The organism is Halorubrum aethiopicum, assembly GCF_001542905.1.
GTDB lineage: Archaea > Halobacteriota > Halobacteria > Halobacteriales > Haloferacaceae > Halorubrum > Halorubrum aethiopicum.
The window spans coordinates 2,083,303-2,100,046 of sequence record NZ_LOAJ01000001.1; the positions used below are offsets into that span (position 1 = coordinate 2,083,303).

16 protein-coding genes, 1 tRNA gene and 1 pseudogene are annotated in these 16,744 nt (G+C 70.0%); 6 read left to right on the forward strand and 12 right to left on the reverse strand.

Annotated features, from left to right (window positions below; all coding sequences use genetic code 11):
• Positions 1–38 precede the first annotated feature (38 nt).
• Positions 39–1,499, reverse strand: a complete 1,461-nt coding sequence (locus AXA68_RS09900; RefSeq protein WP_066416019.1) for a DHH family phosphoesterase — start codon at positions 1,497–1,499, stop codon at positions 39–41.
• 206 nt (positions 1,500–1,705) lie between these two features.
• Here AXA68_RS09900 and AXA68_RS09905 point away from each other — a divergent pair.
• Positions 1,706–1,779: transfer RNA gene (locus AXA68_RS09905), tRNA-Lys, on the forward strand.
• A gap of 136 nt (positions 1,780–1,915) precedes the next feature.
• Positions 1,916–2,113: a hypothetical protein gene (locus AXA68_RS09910; protein WP_066416020.1), complete on the forward strand. Its 198-nt coding sequence runs from the start codon at positions 1,916–1,918 to the stop codon at positions 2,111–2,113.
• A gap of 36 nt (positions 2,114–2,149) precedes the next feature.
• Here AXA68_RS09910 and AXA68_RS09915 read toward each other — a convergent pair whose 3' ends face one another.
• The 3 genes from AXA68_RS09915 to AXA68_RS17110 all read right to left on the reverse strand — a co-directional run bounded on the left by AXA68_RS09915 (position 2,150) and on the right by AXA68_RS17110 (position 3,815).
• Positions 2,150–2,530, reverse strand: coding sequence for a RidA family protein (locus AXA68_RS09915; RefSeq protein ID WP_066416021.1), 381 nt, complete (start codon positions 2,528–2,530; stop codon positions 2,150–2,152).
• Positions 2,531–2,634: 104 nt separating this feature from the next.
• Entirely contained in the window at positions 2,635–3,393 is a 759-nt protein-coding gene (locus AXA68_RS09920) for a C45 family autoproteolytic acyltransferase/hydolase (protein WP_066416028.1), read from the reverse strand.
• The gene (locus tag AXA68_RS17110; RefSeq protein WP_066416030.1) at positions 3,393–3,815 is read right to left on the reverse strand and encodes a hypothetical protein; all 423 of its coding nucleotides are present in this window, start codon (positions 3,813–3,815) and stop codon (positions 3,393–3,395) included. Before AXA68_RS17110 ends, AXA68_RS09920 begins: the two co-directional genes overlap by 1 nt.
• Before the next feature lie 99 nt (positions 3,816–3,914).
• Here AXA68_RS17110 and AXA68_RS09930 point away from each other — a divergent pair, with 99 nt between their 5' ends.
• Entirely contained in the window at positions 3,915–4,784 is an 870-nt protein-coding gene (locus AXA68_RS09930) for an aldo/keto reductase (RefSeq protein ID WP_066416032.1), read from the forward strand.
• A 69-nt stretch (positions 4,785–4,853) separates the two neighbouring features.
• On the opposite strand, the gene AXA68_RS09935 is transcribed toward AXA68_RS09930, so the two are convergent.
• Both AXA68_RS09935 and AXA68_RS09940 read right to left on the reverse strand, forming a co-directional pair.
• A complete protein-coding gene (locus tag AXA68_RS09935) occupies positions 4,854–6,011 on the reverse strand; it encodes a DUF63 family protein (RefSeq protein ID WP_066416034.1) in 1,158 nt (385 codons plus the stop codon).
• Positions 6,012–6,102: 91 nt separating this feature from the next.
• Positions 6,103–6,552, reverse strand: coding sequence for an Lrp/AsnC family transcriptional regulator (locus tag AXA68_RS09940; RefSeq protein ID WP_066416035.1), 450 nt, complete (start codon positions 6,550–6,552; stop codon positions 6,103–6,105).
• A 139-nt stretch (positions 6,553–6,691) separates the two neighbouring features.
• Between AXA68_RS09940 and AXA68_RS09945 the strand changes: the two genes are divergently transcribed.
• Positions 6,692–7,744 (forward strand): hypothetical protein, encoded by a 1,053-nt coding sequence (locus AXA68_RS09945; protein WP_066416037.1) that lies wholly within the window; start codon positions 6,692–6,694, stop codon positions 7,742–7,744.
• 102 nt (positions 7,745–7,846) lie between these two features.
• Here AXA68_RS09945 and AXA68_RS09950 read toward each other — a convergent pair whose 3' ends face one another.
• On the reverse strand, positions 7,847–8,608 hold the full coding sequence (locus AXA68_RS09950; RefSeq protein WP_066416039.1) for a 4-phosphopantoate--beta-alanine ligase: 762 nt from the start codon (positions 8,606–8,608) through the stop codon (positions 7,847–7,849).
• 139 nt (positions 8,609–8,747) lie between these two features.
• Here AXA68_RS09950 and AXA68_RS09955 point away from each other — a divergent pair, with 139 nt between their 5' ends.
• A complete protein-coding gene (locus AXA68_RS09955; protein WP_066416042.1) occupies positions 8,748–8,981 on the forward strand; it encodes a hypothetical protein in 234 nt (77 codons plus the stop codon).
• A gap of 46 nt (positions 8,982–9,027) precedes the next feature.
• Complete coding sequence (locus tag AXA68_RS09960) at positions 9,028–10,662, forward strand: potassium channel family protein (protein ID WP_066416045.1); 1,635 nt, start codon at positions 9,028–9,030, stop codon at positions 10,660–10,662.
• 89 nt (positions 10,663–10,751) lie between these two features.
• Here the strand turns inward: AXA68_RS09960 and AXA68_RS09965 are convergent.
• From AXA68_RS09965 to trkA, 5 genes and pseudogenes are all read right to left on the reverse strand, one after another.
• Positions 10,752–11,591 (reverse strand): annotated as a pseudogene (locus AXA68_RS09965) (universal stress protein); the annotation flags it as partial.
• A gap of 65 nt (positions 11,592–11,656) precedes the next feature.
• Positions 11,657–12,094 (reverse strand): universal stress protein, encoded by a 438-nt coding sequence (locus tag AXA68_RS09970; protein WP_066416048.1) that lies wholly within the window; start codon positions 12,092–12,094, stop codon positions 11,657–11,659.
• A gap of 67 nt (positions 12,095–12,161) precedes the next feature.
• Positions 12,162–13,697 (reverse strand): TrkH family potassium uptake protein, encoded by a 1,536-nt coding sequence (locus AXA68_RS09975; protein WP_066416050.1) that lies wholly within the window; start codon positions 13,695–13,697, stop codon positions 12,162–12,164.
• 150 nt (positions 13,698–13,847) lie between these two features.
• Positions 13,848–15,356: a TrkH family potassium uptake protein gene (locus AXA68_RS09980; protein ID WP_066416053.1), complete on the reverse strand. Its 1,509-nt coding sequence runs from the start codon at positions 15,354–15,356 to the stop codon at positions 13,848–13,850.
• 1 nt (position 15,357) lies between these two features.
• Positions 15,358–16,695 (reverse strand): Trk system potassium transporter TrkA, encoded by a 1,338-nt coding sequence (trkA, locus tag AXA68_RS09985; RefSeq protein ID WP_066416056.1) that lies wholly within the window; start codon positions 16,693–16,695, stop codon positions 15,358–15,360.
• Positions 16,696–16,744 lie beyond the last annotated feature (49 nt).

Consider the following 16,744-nt stretch of genomic DNA (forward strand, 5'->3'; position numbering starts at 1 on the left):
GCGACGGACGCATCGGCTCGCGAGGGCGCGGACGCCGCCTACGACCCGTTTCCGCCCTCTGTCGCGCCCTCGACGCCGAGCGCGTCGAACAGCTTCCGGCGGACCGCCTCCTCGGTCAGGTGGAGGAGGGTGTCGCGGTTCCCGCCGCTCGCCTCGATGCCCGTGAAGATGCCGAGCGGGATCTCGACGGAGCCCTGCGTCGAGTGGCCGGCGGCGTCGCCCATCTCCGCGAACGCCTCCTGGAGGACGTTGCCGATGTTGAGCCGGATGTCCTTCGAGCGGGCCGCGAGGTAGATGTGGTCGTCCGCGATCCCGAGCACGGCGGTCGTCGTGATCCCCTCGAGGTTGAGGAGGTGTTGGGCCGCCTGCGCGAGCGCCTCGCGGTCGCGGATGAACCCGGCCGTCGAGAAGAGGTGGCTCCCCTGGACCTGCCGGTTCTGGATCGCCTCGGCCAGCACGTCGAGCGTCTCGGGGCTCATCGACGGTGACTCCACCTGCTCGAGCGTGTCGTGGTTGGCGAACGGGTGGAGGTACGCGGCCGCGGTGAGGTCCGCGGGCGTGGTGTCGCGTTTGAAGTCCAGCGTCTCAGCGCGGATCCCGTACAACAGGGCGGTCGCGACCGCCTCCGTCGGCGACTGGTCGAACTCCTGGAGGTACTTCGTGAGGATCGTCGATGTCGAGGAGACGTTGGTCCGGACGTCGACGAACCGCGCGTCCGGGGGTGCGTCCGACTCGAGGTGGTCGATGTAGACGTCGATCCCCGTCTCGGGGTCCACGTCGTCCTCGGCGGACTTCGCGAGGTCGACCGCGGCGACCGTGTCGTACTCCGAGAGCGGCGGCGCATCGGCCCGCGAGCGCAGGTCGATCCCGAGTAAGTTCACGAACGCGCGGTTCTCTTGGTGCCCCACGTCGCCGGAGTAGAGGATGTCCGCCTCGACCCCGAACGCGCCCGCGATCGCCTGAAGCGCGGTCGCCGACGCGATCGAGTCCGGCTCGGGGTTGTCGTGGGTGAGGATCGCCATCCGGTCGCCGCCGCCCTCGATGATCTCCGCGAGCTGGCGGGCCATGTACTCCAGCTCGCCCGTCTCGAGCGACTGGAGGGCGCTGTCGGCGATCACCGTCGAGGGGTTGATCACCACGTCCGCGCCGCGCTCGCGCAGCTCGTCCTCGCTCACCGGGTCGGACGCCCGCACGACCACGTACTGGTCGCCGTCGACCTCGCGGATCGCGGAGACGGCCGCCTTGTTGGCTTCGACGTCGGAGGCGAGGATCAACACGATGTCCCGGTCGTCGAGCGCGTCGACGACGTCGGGCTCCGCGATGTCCTGGACGCGGGCGTTGAGGTCCTGGTCCCGCAGCGCCTCGACGCGGCTCTCGTCGCGGTCGAGGATGAGCACGTCCTTGCCGCGATCGGAGAGCGACTCCGCGACCGCGTGGCCGACGCTCCCGCAGCCGAGGATCGCGTACCGCGTGCGTGCCGAGCCGGATGCGCCACTCATTGGAGCGAGTTTCCGCGGGACGACACTTAACGAGTGCGCTCTCGTCACGGGACCTCGGCGAAACGAGCCGTCGCGATCGTCCGGTTTCCACGTGTTCTCGCCCGATATCGGCGTCTTCGGTCGGTCGGGTGAGGTTGTCGTCGTCGCCGGCGCGTCGCCCGGCGAATGAAAAGGCCTTTTACCGTGACTCGGGTACGAGAGTTCGAGGGCCGGTAGCTCAGTTAGGGAGAGCGACGGACTCTTAATCCGTCGGTCGCGTGTTCAAATCGCGCCCGGCCCGTTTCCTATATATACGTTTTGGAGCTTCTGCTGGCAGTTTTCGGCCGATCAGGATCGGGAGGGAACCCGACTCGTCAAGCGGGTATCGGTCCGCCGAACACGGTAGCGATAAGTGACGAGGTCAACGATCCGGCCCCATGAGCGCCCTCCATCGGATCGCGGTCGGCGGCTATCTGGTGTGGCTGTCGTTGGTCGTCCTCCTCATCGCCGGGCGGTACACCCCGCTCCAGTCGTTCGATCTCGTTCACTCCGGCGTCGTGTTCGGGGCGGCCGTCCTGACCCTGATCGGGTCCGGGAGGCTGGCCCGATCGGGATACCGGCGGATCGCCGGCTGAGCGGGGATGCCGGGGTCGTCGGGGCTCCCTGCAGGCCTACTCGATGGCCGCGACCATCTCGATCTCCACCGTGATGTCGATGGCCAGCGCGGCGACCTCGACGGTGCTCCGTCCGGGATACGGCGCGGGCATCCGGTCGCGGTACGCCCGGTTGAAATCCTCGATGTCGTCCATGTCCGTCAGGAACGCCGTGGCCTTGACGACGTTCTCGAGGGAGGTCCCCGCAGCCTCGAGGACGGCCTCGAGGTTGTCGAACGTCGCGTGCGTCTGTTCGCCGATCGTCTCGCCCACGATCTCGCGCGTTTTGGGGTCCTTCGGGATCTGTCCGGCGGTGTAGACGGTGTCGCCGTGGATCACGCCCTGTGAGAACGGGAAGTCGCTGTCGTAGCCGGCGTCCGTCGAGATGTGCCGTACCATGCGACATCCACTCACGGGCGAGAGATACGTGTTGGGGTCCGGGGGGACCGGCACTCGGCGAGCGGAATCGGCCCGGTTCAGGCCGGTTCGCGACGGCTCCCGGCTCAGAGCGCGTACTCGTGGTACTCGCCCTCGCAGGGCGGGCCGCGCTGGCCGAGTATCCGCCGTTCCCGGAGGTCGATGACGAGGCTGGCGTTCGTCTGCCCGTGTTCGACCTCGGGGAGCGACTCGTCGACGTGGCTACAGATGCTCGACGGGCGGCCGAAGTGGTCCCGCAGCGCGTCGCGGATCGCTCCGGAGCCGATCCCCTCCCGTCCCGCGTCGCCGGCGTCGACCTCCTCGGCGAGCAGCCGCCGGAGGCGCTCGGCGCGGTAGAGCGTGCTCGGGCCGCGCCGCTCGTTGACGCTCTCGACCGCGTCGGTCTCGAAGTGGTTCGAGTGCGTGAGCACGCCTCCCTCGGGGTAGATCGTGTTGACCAGTTCGGGGGCGGCCTCGAGGTCGATCAGCTCGCCGTCGGCGTGGCCGACGAGGACGTTCGCCGAGCAGACCCGGTCCGTCTCCAGGATCGGCCGGAGCGCGTCGTCGTACCGCTCGGCGTCGAGCACCTCGCGGAACCGGACGTGGTAGGGCTTCCGGAACCCGTCTTCCCCGTCGTCGCCGGAGATCAGGCCGTTGACCGCGATCCCGATGCCGTGTTCGTTCACGCCGACCTTCCCGCCGACGATGCCCGCCTCCGTCATCGCCAGGGCGTCGGGCGCGTCCTCGCGGCGCAGCTCCATCAGGAAGAGCGTGTCCGCGACCGGGGCGAGCCAGTCCCAGTTCTGGCCCATGTAGGTCGTCCCGTCCGCGGTCGCCGACGGCATCACCCCGAAGCTGGTACAGCCGTCGACCGGCGGGTCGGGCTCGCTCGCCCGGCCGGACTCGCTCGGCTCCCCGGCGGCGGACGAGCCCTCCGCGGGGGCTCGTTCGCTTTCTCCGTCTGCGCCTTCCACGCCGGATAGATCACCTCCCACCGGACGTTGAGCATCGTCACATCGACGAGGTCTACGCCGCTGCCCTCGGCGATCCCGCGCATCTCCGCGGCGTAGTCGGGGCTCTCGCGTTCGACGTACTCGACGTACTCGGCGGCCTGTTCCCGAAGGGCGTCGATGTCGACGCCCTCGTGGGCGAACCGCTCGCGGTACGTCTCGACGTTGGCCGCGACTTCCTCGGCGAACCGCTCGCCGTGTTCGATCCCCCGTTCGCGTGGCGTGCCTGTCAATACCAACCGCTCGAATTCGGCCATGCGCCGAGTGCGGTCGGACGCGTGATAAAGCTTCGAGTGGAAGATCCCTCGCTGGACGCCGACCCCCACGGCTTTGCCGCTGGCGGACGAGGCGTCCGTATGGTCACGGAACACGTCGATCCGGACGACACCTTCGACCTCGGCGGCGACCTGACGGTCAACCGACTCGGCTTCGGCGGCATGCGCGTCACCGGCGAGGACATCGTCGGACGACCGGCCGACGAACGGGCGGCGAAGTCGGTGATCCGGCGAGCGGTCGACCTCGGTGTCGACTTCGTCGACACGGCCGACTCCTACGGCCCCGGCGTCAGCGAGCGGCTGATCGGCGAGGAGCTCGGCGCGGACGACGACGTCGTCGTCGCCTCGAAGGCCGGGCTGCTCCGGAACCGCGAGGGCGACTGGATCCCCCACGGCGACCCGGATTTCCTCAGGAACCAGGTCCTGTGTAGCCTCGACCGGCTCGGAACCGACTCCATCGACCTCTACCAGTACCACCGCCCGGACCCCGACGCCGACTTCGAAGCGTCCGTCCACGCGTTCGCCGAGATGAAGGACGCCGGCCAGATCGACCGCGTCGGGCTCTCGAACGTCTCGGTGGAGCAGCTCGAGACCGCACGGGAGATCGTCGAGATCGCGACGGTCCAGAACCGCTACGACGTGGGGAACCGCGACGAGGAGGACGTCCTCCGGGCGTGTGAGAGCCACGGCGTCGGCTTCATCCCGTGGGGACCGATGTACGCGGTCGAGGAGGACGAGGTCGCCGAGGTGCTCGAGGCGGTCGCCGCCGACCACGACGGCGCGACGCCCCGGCAGGTCGCGCTCGCGTGGCTGCTCGAGCACTCGGACGTGACCCTCCCGATCCCCGGCACGTCGAGCGTGGGCCACCTCGAGTCGAACGTCGCGGCCTCGCGGCTGGAGCTGACCGACGACGACGTGGCGAGACTGGACGGGATCGACCCGCGGGAGTGAGGTGGAGTGCGGGCGTGAGTCGACGGCGCGTCCGGTTCGCGCGGCGATCGGCGGTCGGACCGCGCCGGATCAGACCCCGAACGTCGCCCGCAGCATGTCGCGCGTGCCGGGCCCGAGCCCGACGGCGAGGACGGTGATGAGCAACAAGAGCGTGTACCGCGGCGACTCCTCGTAGAGCTCGCCGTTGAACACCCAGACGACGAAGGTCGCGGCGGCGAGCTTGACCAGTAGGAACGGCCAGGCGTCGCCGGTGACCGCGAGCACCGACTCGGGCAGCACCCGGCCGGTCACGTTCACGACCAGCTCGTTGACGACGTGTTTCGGGACGAGGTTCGGCGTCCCCGTCAGCGCCGGCATCCAGTCGAGCCCGATCACGTTCGCGACCCCGTCGATCGCGTGCCCCCAGATGATCACGAGGCCGACGAGCCCCGTCCCGCGGTTGATCGAGGGCTCGAACCGCTCGATCAGCTTCCACGTGACCGCCGCCGCCGCGCTGGCGATCAGGAGTATCGACCCGATCACCTGCGGGTAGAAGGTCACGTAGTCGGTAGCGGCCGCGAGGTACGCCAGGTAGCCGACCGACAGCGCGAGTGCCAGCGAACCGGCTCCGAACAGCGGCGGGGCGTAGTCGTCGACGATCCCGCGGTCCTCGAGCGCGTAGGCGGCCATCACGCAGAGCAGCGTCACCCCGAAGACCGTGAAGTAGATGAACGGGCTGATGATGAGGGCACTCCAGGGGAAGGGGATCAGGGGATCGACGCCGGCCCGGATCGCCGCGATGCCGGCGTCCTCGACGGTGCGGAGCGCGCCGCCGAACAGCATGAACGGGAACAGCGCGTAGAAGAACCGGAACTCGGTGGCGATGTCGAGCCGCCGGAGCAGGAAGACGACCCCGATCAGCATCGCGAGCAGGACCACGATGTAGCTCACCGTCGAGACGGTGGTGTAGCCGGGGTACGCGACGACCTCGCCCGCCGCGACCGCGTCGGCACACGCGGCCGCGCTCGTCAGCAGCTCCGTCCCGCCGTCGGCGGGGCGGACCGCGCACTGTGCGACCTGTCCGTCGGCGGCGACCGGCCCCCAGAAGTACCGCCAGAGGAACCGGTCGTACACGACCCGCGGGAGGAGGACGGATCCGACGACGAGGACGGCGGAGACCGCGGCGACCGCCGTCGCCCACGCCCGCTCCGCCGAGAGTCCCAGCCGGTCCTCGAACCGTGCGCTCATACCAGGGGTTCGGAGGGTTCGCGAGTTGAGGGTTCCGGTACGGGACGACCGGCGGCGTCGCCCGTTTCGAACGGAAACATCGCCGGCACGCTCAGATCGGCGGCCCCTCGGTCTCGTAGTCGGTTCCGAGGATGATCATGGTCTGTGACCGCGAGAAGCCGTCCATGTTCGCGACCCGGTCGAACATCAGGTCCCGGAGCCGGTCCGTGTCCTCGGCGACCACGCGGAGGATCACGTCCCACTCGCCGGTGGTCAGGTGGATCTCCCGAACCCCCTCGATCTCCCGCAGGCGCTCGAGCGCGTCCTCCTCGCGGCCCTGCTCGACCCGGAGCCCGACGAGCGCGCTGACGCCGTAGCCGACCGCCTTGGGGTCCACCGAGGCGTGGTACCCCTCGATGACGCCGGCGTCCTCCATCCGGCCGACACGGTCGTGGACCGTCGCGCTCGACATGTCGATCCGGCGCGCGATCTCCGAGAACGGGGTCCTGGCGTCCTCCTGGAGTATCCGGAGGATCGCCCTGTCCGTGTCGTCCAGTTCCATGCGGGGCGGTAGTCGCCGGAGGACTTTGAACTTGCCCCCGCCGGCGATCCGGATCTCGGGCGGCTCCGCGGACGGAGCCGAGTGCCGGATCGGTCCTCGAAGTCGGTGAATTAAGTACCCTCCGCGCGACCGGAAAACGATGCCCTCCAGACGCACGCTGCTCGGACGCCTCGGTACCTTCGGACTCCTCGGAACGTCGCTCGTCGGCGTCGCGTCGGCCGACGCGGTCGACGCCGCCGCCGCGACCGATCCGACCGACGGGGAACGCGTCGCTCGGAGCCGAACCGCCGCCGACGCGGTCGCCCCCGTCGACGGCGACACCGTCGTCAGCGCGGTCGTCGACCCCGCGGCCGTCGCGACGGTCGGGCTCCCCGAACCCTGGTCGACGCGGCTCTCCGCCGCGATGGCCCGCGCGAACGTCGCCCTCGACGACGCCGACTCGATCGCCGGGAGCGCCGGGCTCTCCGGGACCGAACGCGAAGGAACCGTCGTCGTCCGCGGCTCCTTCGATCCGGACGCCCTCGCCGCCGCCGTCGAGGACCGCGGGCGCTGGTCGACGGCGCGAACGCGCCGGAGCGGCCGAACGGTCCACCGGTTCCACGGTCGCGAGGAGCCGTACGCGGTCGCCGCGAGCGACGAGGAACTCGTCGTCGGCTACGCGCCCACGGTCGACCGCGCGGGGTCCCGCGTCGACGCCGCGCTCGGTCGTTCGCGCGGTGCCGGAACGTCGGACGGGAAACCGACCGACGGCGCGGCGGCGGTCGACGCCTCGATACCCGGGCTTCTGTCGGGCGACGTGGCGGTGTCCGCGGACCTCGGCGAGTCGGGACGGAGCCGACTCGAGTCCGCCCTCTCCGGCGCGCCCGACGCGCTCCGCGCGAGCGTCGAGGCCGCCGGATCGGTGGGCGTCGCGCTCGACGTCGGCGGCGGCGACGGGACCGGTCTCCGGTACGCGGCGACGCTCGATCCGACGCGGCTCACCCGCGACCGCGTCCGCCGGCTCTCCGGCGGCGTCGACGCCGAGGGGGCCCTCGAGGACGCGACGGTCGGGTTCCGCGGGCGGACCGTCGTCGTCGACGCGACGCCCACCCGCGAGGACCTGTTCGCCGTTCACGACGACCTGCTGTCCGGCGGCGGCTCCACGGCCGACGACGACCCCGACGACGGGGCCGGACCCGGATTCGGGCGATAGGCCCTCGTCCGCCCCGCCCCCGTTCGGTCCGTCCGCTCTCCGTCCGTCTCGTCTCCGTCCCTGTTCGCTCCGCTCGTCTCGTTCCCGTCCGCTCCGCCCGTCTCACTCCTCGCCGTCGGAAAAGGATCCCTCGCGGATCGCCCGCTCCGCCGCCTCGAGCGCCGCGTCGGGGTCGAAGTCGTCGACGATCGCGCGGCGTTCCGCCGGCGTGGCGTCCGCCAGATCGCGGGCGTGGGCGGTCACGTTCGGGACGGCCCGGAGCACGTTGTCGACGATCGGGATCGCGGCGGTTCGCGGGGACCGGCTTCCGGGGTTGAGGTCGATCACGATCTCCGTCTTGCCCGCCGCGGCGAGCGCCTCCGCGCGGTCGCCGTCCTCCAGCGGCACCACCACCACGTCCGCCGCGCCGATCCCGTCGGCGTCGACGGTCCCGCGGGCGTGGTCGAGCCCCGGGATCTCGCCGTCGCCGGTCAACCCCTTCACCTCCCCGGCACCGTGTTCGCGGAGGTGGTCGGCGATCGCCTCCATCCGTTCCTCGGTGCGGTTGAAGAGGTTCACCTCGAGGTCGGCGTCGACCGCGTCGGCGAGTTCGACGATCTCGTCGGGGACCAACGCGGCGACGTTCCCGTTCACGGAGAAGACGGGACGGTCCGCGGCGAGCAGCGTCGCGGCCGCCGCCCGCGCGGCGTCGTCCGCGCTCGGGAGGGTTCGCTCGCCCAACAGGTAGTCGAACGCCTCGCCGCGCCCCTGTGCGATGAGCCCCTGCTTCGAGGTGATCCCCTTCTCGACGCCCGCCTCGATCCGGTGTCTGGTGAGAAGCGACGCGTGTCTGGGGTGATCCTCGGGGATCTCCGTCCCGGTCATGGCCGGGGTTGACGCCGCGGCGAGTAAAGTGACGCGTTAGCGCGGCGAGCGGGGCGGTCCGTTGCGCGACGGGGAAACGGGTCGATGCCGCGATAGCCGGTCGACTACTAAGTGGTTCGAACGCGTATCGCCGACCGTGATGGACCGGACCGGCAAGTACACCGTCGTCAAGGCGTGTAACGACCACGGAACCATCACGCTCCGGGAGCACCCGCGGAACGAGACCCTCTACGTCGTCGAGTACGACGACCCGGAACTCAGAGAGGAGCTCGCGGACCTCGAGACGGGTTCCGTCGTCCACCTCGACCTCCGGCGGGCCGGCCGTCGGGGAAACGCCTGGTGTGCGGAGGCGGCACAGCCGGTCGAGACGTGAGGGCCCGACGACACACGTTTTTCACGACACCGTCCCTTCCGTGCCCATGAACGGATGGCAGCGGCGGGTCGTCGGCTACTTCCTGCTCCTCTGTCTGGCGCTCGTCGGGACGGCGCTCGCCTACCGCTGGGGGATGGCGACCTACGAGGGACGCCCGCAGACGTTCCTCGACTCGCTTCAGTTCACCGTCGAGATGTTCACCACGACCGGGTTCGGCGGGGACGCCCCCTGGCACAGCCCGCAGATGCAGGCGTTCATCGTCGTGACCGACCTGCTCGGGATGGCGCTCCTCGTCGGCGCGCTGCCGGTCGTCGCGACGCCGCTCCTGGAGGCGGCGTTCACCGAGACCGCCCCGACGGCGCTCGAGAACGGCGTCGAGGGACACGTGATCCTCTGTTCGTACACGACGCGCGCGGAGGTGCTCATCGAGGAGCTGGAGGCGCACGACGTTCCGTACGTCGTCGTCGAGTCGGACCGCGAGCGGGCGGACGAGCTGTACGGGGACGGCCACCGCGTCATCCGGGCGGATCCGGAATCCGCCGAGGGGCTGACCGCGGCACGGCTGGCCGAGTCGCGGGCGCTGGTGGCGGACCTCTCCGACCAGGTGGACGCGAGCATCGTTCTCGCCGCGAAGGAGCTCGCCGAGGACGTCCCCGTCGTCAGCGTCGTCGACGACCCCGACCTCGAGCGGTACCACCGGCTCGCCGGTGCCGACCACGTCCTCTCGCCGCGGCCGCTGCTCGGCCGCGGCCTCGCCGCGAAGGTGACGACGGCCCTCCGGACGGAGATCGACGAGACGATCACCATCGGCGACGACCTCCGGCTCGCGGAGGTCTCGGTCCGGCACGGGAGCGACCTCGCGGGTGAGACGCTGGGGGAGAGCGGGATCCGCGAGCGAGCCGGCGTCAACGTGGTCGGCGCGTGGTTCCAGGGGGAGTTCGACGCCTCGCCGTCGCCCGACGCGACGCTGGAGCGTGGGACCGTACTCTTGGTCTCCGGTCGGTCGGACCAGCTGGAGCGGCTGGTCGGGATGACTCACTCGTCGGTGCGACGCTTCTCACCCGGACGAACCGTGATCGCCGGCTACGGCCAGGTGGGCCGGACGGTGGCCGCGGAGCTCGACGAGGCCGGGATCCCGTACACGGTCGTCGACCGGACGGACGCCGAGGGCGTCGATGTCGTCGGCGACGCGACCGAGTCGGAGACGCTCTCGGAGGCCGGGATAACGGAGGTCGACACCGTCGTGATCGCGCTCCCCGACGACACCACGACCGAGTTCGCCACGCTCGTGGTCCGGGACGCCGCGCCCGACGCGGAGATCGTCGCCCGCGTCGACGAACACGCCAACGTCTCGAAGACGTACCGGGCAGGTGCCGACTACGTCCTCTCGCTCGCCACGGTGACCGGGCGGATGTCGGCCGCACGCCTGCTGGAGGGTCGCGACGTGCTCGCCGTCGAGGGACAGGTGGAGGTCGTCAGACTCGAGGCACCCCGGCTCGTCGGCCGAACGCTCGGGGAGGCCGACATCCGGGGAAGAACTGGGTGTACGGTGCTGGCGATAGAGCGCGACGACGACGTGATCACGGAGATGGGGCCCGACACCGGCATCGAGCGCGACGACGAGCTCGTCGTCGTCGGAACGGACGACGGGATCCGGACCTTCGAGCGGGCGTTCACGTGAGGCAGGAGGATTCACGCGATAACCGGGCGTTCACGTGAGCTCCGGCGTTCGAGTGCCGCCGACCGACGGACCCCGTCGCGCGGTCGGTCTCATCCGAGCAGCCGCTCCCACAGCGTCCGCGACGACGGTCGCTCCGAGAGCAACACCGGCGCGTCGAGCGCCTCGATCGCGTCGTACGCGAGCGATCCGCGGACGATCCGCGAGAGCAGCCCGCGCTCCGTCGCCCCGACGATCACGAGGTCGTACGCCTCCCCGAGACGACCGATCGTCTCCTCGACGTCGCCGATCTCGACGCGCAGCGTCGCGTCGTCCAGCCCGTGGCTCTCGGCCCACTCGAGGAGGAACTCGCGGCCGGCCTCCTCGTCTCCCGGGTCGGCGACGTACAGCAGGGAGACGTCGACGTCGAGCACCTCCCGGAGCGCTCTCGCGACCTCGGCGGAGAGGTCGGATGACGGACCGCCCGCGGTCGGGACGAGCACGTCCGAGAGCGCTCGGGGATCCAGCCGCCCGCCGTCGAGGACGAGGAAGTCACACGGGAGGTCGCGAGCGAGCTCGTCCAGCGAGCCCTCGACGCGCCCGCCGGCGAACCGGGCACCACCGTATCCCATCACGACCGCGTCGGCGTCGTTCGTCCGGGCCGCGTCGAACACCTCCTCGATCCCGCGGTGTGAGAGGATCGTCCTCGTCTCGACCGTCGCGTCGAACGCTTCGGCGTCGGCCGCCGCGGCGGCCAGCAGTTCCTCGGAGGAGTCGTCGAGGGCGGCCCTGTTCTCGGCCGCCTTCTCCAACGCCGTCTGGTCCGGCACGGTGACGACGTGCGTCGCGAGCACCCGACCGCCCTCGCGTTCGGCGAGCGCGCCGGCGAGCGTGACGAGCGCGCTCTCGGTCCGCGGGTTCGAGAGCGCGACCAGGACCGTCGGTCCGTCCTCGGCGTTCATGTGTCGAACCGAGCCTTACCTCGGACGCGAGCGGTCCGCCGCCGAGTCGGCGGCGATCATTCCTCCGACGGCCCGTGAGGGAGGGCGATCACGGGGACGTCCGCGTTCGTCACGAGCTTCACCGTGAGGTCCCCGGAGAGGAACTGTACGAGCCGGTTCCCGCCCCGAGTTCGGTAGGCGATGGCGGTCGCACCCACCTCGTCGGCGGCGGCGAGTATGGCGTCGACGACCTCCCGGTCGTACGCGGTGTGCTCGTCGGCGTCGGGAAACACCGACCGAACCGCGGCGTACGACTCCGCGGCGAGCTCCTCGGACTGCTCGACTGGCGTCTTGTCCGGGACGCCCTCGCCCTTCTCGACGACGTGGAGCGCGGTCACTCGATCCGGGTTGTACGGCTCGAGCGCCCGCGCCGTCGCGAGCGCGTCCTCCTCGTTGGCGACGGGGACGAGCACGTGGCCGAGCAGGTTCCGTCCGGCGGAGTCGGTTCCGATCATACACGACAATAGTCCCGGCGGCGTTTAAGAAGATGCCCCCACGGTTCCATCGCCCGAGGGCCGCGGCTCACCGATCGTCGACCGCCGAGATGAACACCGCGAGCACCGGAACGATCTCCAACCGGCCGAGCCACATGAGGACGACCATGAGCAGCTTCGTCGTGTCCGGAAGCATCTCGTAGGTCCCGAACGGGCCGAGCGGTCCGAGCCCCGGCCCGATGTTGCCGATGGTCGCGAGCGACGCGGCGAGCGCCTCGATGCCGGTGAGCGGCTCTCCCACTCGGGTCGTGTCCAGTTCGATGAAGACGGCGGAGAACGCGAACACCAGGAAGTACAGCAGCGTGAACACCAGAATTCCGCGGATGACCTCCTCGTCGACCACCTCGCCGCCGAGCCGGACGGGCCGGACCACGTCGGGGTTCGCAGTGGTGTACAGCTCGCGCCGGAGCGTCTTGAACAGGATGAGCCACCGGATCACCTTGATCCCGCCGCCGGTCGATCCCGCGGAGCCGCCGACGAACATAGCGAACAGCAGGAGGAACTGCGTGTGCGTCTCCCACTGGGCGAAGTCCGCGGTCGCGAACCCCGTGGAATTCAGAAGCGACGCGATCTGGAAGACCCCCTGTCGGAGCGCGTTCTCCGTGACGCCCGCGGTGACGCCGCCGATCTCCGTCGGTGGAGCCCCGCCGCGGAACAGCGCGACGGAGAGGACGGCGCTCAACAGGGCGACGGCTCCGACGTAGACGCGGAACTCCGTGTTCTCGAGCAGTTCCATCGCCTCGTCGCGAAGGACGTACCAGAACAGCGCGAAGTTCACCCCGGCGACGACCATGAACGGGACGAACGTCCACTGGACGACCGGCGAGAACGCCGCGATGCTGTCGGCCTCGGGCGAGAACCCGCCGGTCGGGAGCGTCGAGAAGCCGTGGGCGATCGCGTTGTACAGGTCCATGTTCGGCGCGAGCCCGACGAGGTGGAGCGCGTACAGGACGACGACGAGCGCGGCGGTGAACCCGACGTAGATGACCCAGAGCGCGCGCGCCGTCTCGGCGATCCGCGGCGTGAGCTTCTGGAGCTCCGGCCCCGGCGCCTCCGAGCGCATGAGTTGTGCGCCGTTGACCGCCAGTTCGGGCAGGATCGCGATCATCAACACGATGATCCCCATCCCGCCGAGCCACTGGGTGAGCTGCCGCCACATCAACACGGCGTGCGAGTGGCGATCGAAGCTGATCTCCGCGAGCGCGGTCGCTCCCGTCGTCGTGAACCCGCTCGTCGACTCGAAGAGCGCGTTCACCGGATGTGCGAGCGACGAGGCGGTGCCGTACCCCGCGAGGACGTACGGGATCGCGCCGAGGGCCGCCGCCGCGAGCCACGCGAGCGCGACCACCGCGAGCCCCTCGCGGGGGCCCAGATCGGGATCGGGATCGAGCCGTTCGAGCGCGAAACCGGCGGCGACGCCGAACGCCATCGACGCGGCGAACACCCACGCGTCCTCCCCGTATATCACGCCGACGAGGAGCGGGACGAGCATCGCCGCCGAGAGGTACTTGAGGATGCTCCCGATGTAGCTGAACGTCGCCCGCTTGTCGATGGTTCGCGTCATGGCTGGCGTCCTCGGCCGTGGACGGATCGGGAGTGTTCGTGGGGGCGATAAGTAGGCGTCGATGCCGACACGGGACGCCGGCGGCCCACTCGCGCCGGGCGACGACCGTCCCCGTCGGTCGAATCGATCGCCGTCACGACGCGACCCCCGTCACGATGTCCAGAACGCCCGCGTGAACAACACGAGCACCGGGACGATCTCGATCCGACCGATCCACATCAGGACGATCATCACGCCGCGGGTCGTCATCGAGAACGAGGCGAACGTCCCGTAGGGCCCGGCATCGCCGAACGCGGGACCGATGTTGAGGAAGGTCGTCGCGGCCGCGCCCATCGCCTCGAACTCGGTGACGCGCAGTCCGGCGCGCTCGGCGTCGACGACGATCACGACGGTGAGCAGGAAGAAGATCACGATGCTCAACAGGAGGTACCCGTAGATGTCGCGGACCACGGTCTCGTCGACCGGTTTGCCCGTGACGCGGATCGGCCGCACCGCGTCCGGGTGGATCGCGGTGTAGAGGTCCCGCCGGAACGCCTTCAGCGCGACGAGCCACCGTAGCGACTTGATCGAACACGTCGTCGATCCAACCATCCCGCCGACGAACATACAGGCGAAGAGCATGTGTTTCGCCGCCGGAGCCCACTGAACGTAGTCGGTGCTGGCGTACCCCGTCGTGGTCACGATGGACGCGACGTTGAAGACGGCGTGTCGCAGCGTCGCCTCGGCCCCGAACGTCGTCGCGGGATCGAGAAACAGCGAGCCCGCGACGACCGCCGAGAAGAACGCGAGCGCGCCCAGATAGAAGTGGAACTCCTCGTTGCGGAGCAGCCGCATCGGCTCGCCGTTGATGAAGAAGTACAGCAGGACGAAGCTCGTCGACCCGACCACCATGAACGGGACGACCGCCCACTGGATGACGGGGTGGAACGCGCCGACGGAGAGCGGCTCGGGCGAGAAGCCGGCGGTCGCGACGGAGGTGAACGCGTGGGCGACCGCGTTGTACAGGTCCATCCGGGGGTCGAACGCGAGCCCGAGCGCGAAGTAGACCGCGATCGCGAGCGCGGTGAGCCCGAGGTAGAGGCTCCAGATCAGCCGGGCCGTCTCGGAGATCTTCGGCGTGAGCTTGTTCACGTCCTGGGTCTGAGACTCCGTCTCCATCAGCTGGGCTCCGCCGACCCCGATCTCCGAGAGCACCGCGGTGGCGAGGATCAGGATCCCGAGCCCGCCGAGCCACTGGATCACCTGCCGCCACATCAACACCGACCGGGAGTGAACGGAGAAGTCGCGGAGCACGGTCGCGCCCGTCGTCGTCAGCCCGCTCATCGCCTCGAACATCGCGTTCACCGGGTGGGCTATCGTCCCGACGCCGGCGACGACGAACGGGACCGCGCCCACGGCGGCGACGAGCAGCCAGATCAGCGCCACCGCGAGGAACGCCTCCCGCGGACCGAGGTTCACGTCGGGGTCGCCGAGCCGTCGGAACAGGGTCCCGAGCGCGAGCGTGACGCCGATCGCGGCCAGAAACGGCAGCGGCGACTCGCCGTAGTAGAGGGCGACGAGGAGGGGAAACGACAGCGGGACGACGAGATACGTGAGGACGTCGCCGGTCAGTCCGACGCTCGCCCGCCAGCCGACGCGTATCCGGGTCCCGGCGGACATCTCAGGCCATCGACGCGATCTCGCTCACGGCGTCGGCGTCCACGAGCAGGATGACGTGGTCGCCCGGTCGGAGCACGGTGTCGCCGCGCGGGGTGACGAGCGCGTGGTTCCGGGTGATCGCGCCGATGACGAACCGCACGTCGATCTCGTCGACCAGCTCCGCGATGGACCGGCCGGCGAACCGGCACCCCTCGGTGAGCTCGAGCTCAAGCACCTCGGCCTGGTCGTTCTCCAACACCGCGATGTTCTCGGCGATGCTCTCGTAGGTGAACCGGGTGATCTCCTCGGCGGTGACGGTTCGGGGGTTGATCGCGATGTCGATGCCGATCTCCTCGAAGACGGTGACGTAGTCGGGGCTGTCGACGACCGCGATCACGCGGTCGACGCCCAGCCGCTTCGCGAGCACGGAGACGAGCAGGTTCTGCTCGTCGGAGCCGAGCGCGGCGACGACGATGTCGGCCTCGTCCACGTGTTCCCTCGAGAGGAACTCCGTGTCGGTCGCGTCGTGTTCCATCACGACCGTGTTCGGCAGCTCCTCGGCGAGCGTCCGGGCGCGGTCTGCGTCCCGCTCTATCAGCCGCGGGGAGAACTCCCGTTCCTCCAGCAGCCGGGCGGTCTGGTAGCCGATCTCGCTGCCGCCGACGATCACGATCTCGTCGGCCCCGTCCGGGGTGGCCGCGGGCGCGACGTCGTTCGCGAACGACTGGACGCTCTCGGGGCTGCCGATCACCACGGCGCGGTCGCCCGCCTCGATGCCGGTGTCGCCGCGCGGGATGATCATCTCGCCGTCGCGGAAGATCCCCACGAACGTCAGCGACTCGAACCGGTCGGCCTCCGAGACCGTCTGGCCGGCGACCGGGCTCTCGGCTCCGATCTCGAACTCCGCCATCTGGACGAGCCCGCTCGCGAATGGGTCGACGTCGACCGCCGCGGGGAGCCCGATGACGCGGACGATGTTCTGGGCGGTCAGGAGATCGGTACACACCATGAAGTCGACGCCGAAGGCTCCCTCGTTGCCCTCCCACGTCCGGAGGTACTCGGTGCTTTTCACCCGCGCGATGGTGAACCCGTCCCCGAGCGTCTTCGCCGTCCCGCAGGTCACGAGGTTGGTCCGGTCGTCGTCGGTACAGGCGATCACCATGTCCGCGTCCCCGACGTTCGCCGCCGTCTGGATCCCGGAGGCCGTCCCGTCGCCGGCGATCGTGAGCACGTCGAGTTCGTACTTGAGCTGTTCGGCGCGGTCGGGGTCGACGTCGACGACGACGACCTCGTGGTCGGGGGCGAGGCTCGCGGCGATGCTCGTACCGACCTCGCCGGCACCGACGATGACCACGTGCATGGGGACATCCATTCGGCGGACTTACAAGTGGATTACTATCGGCGACGCG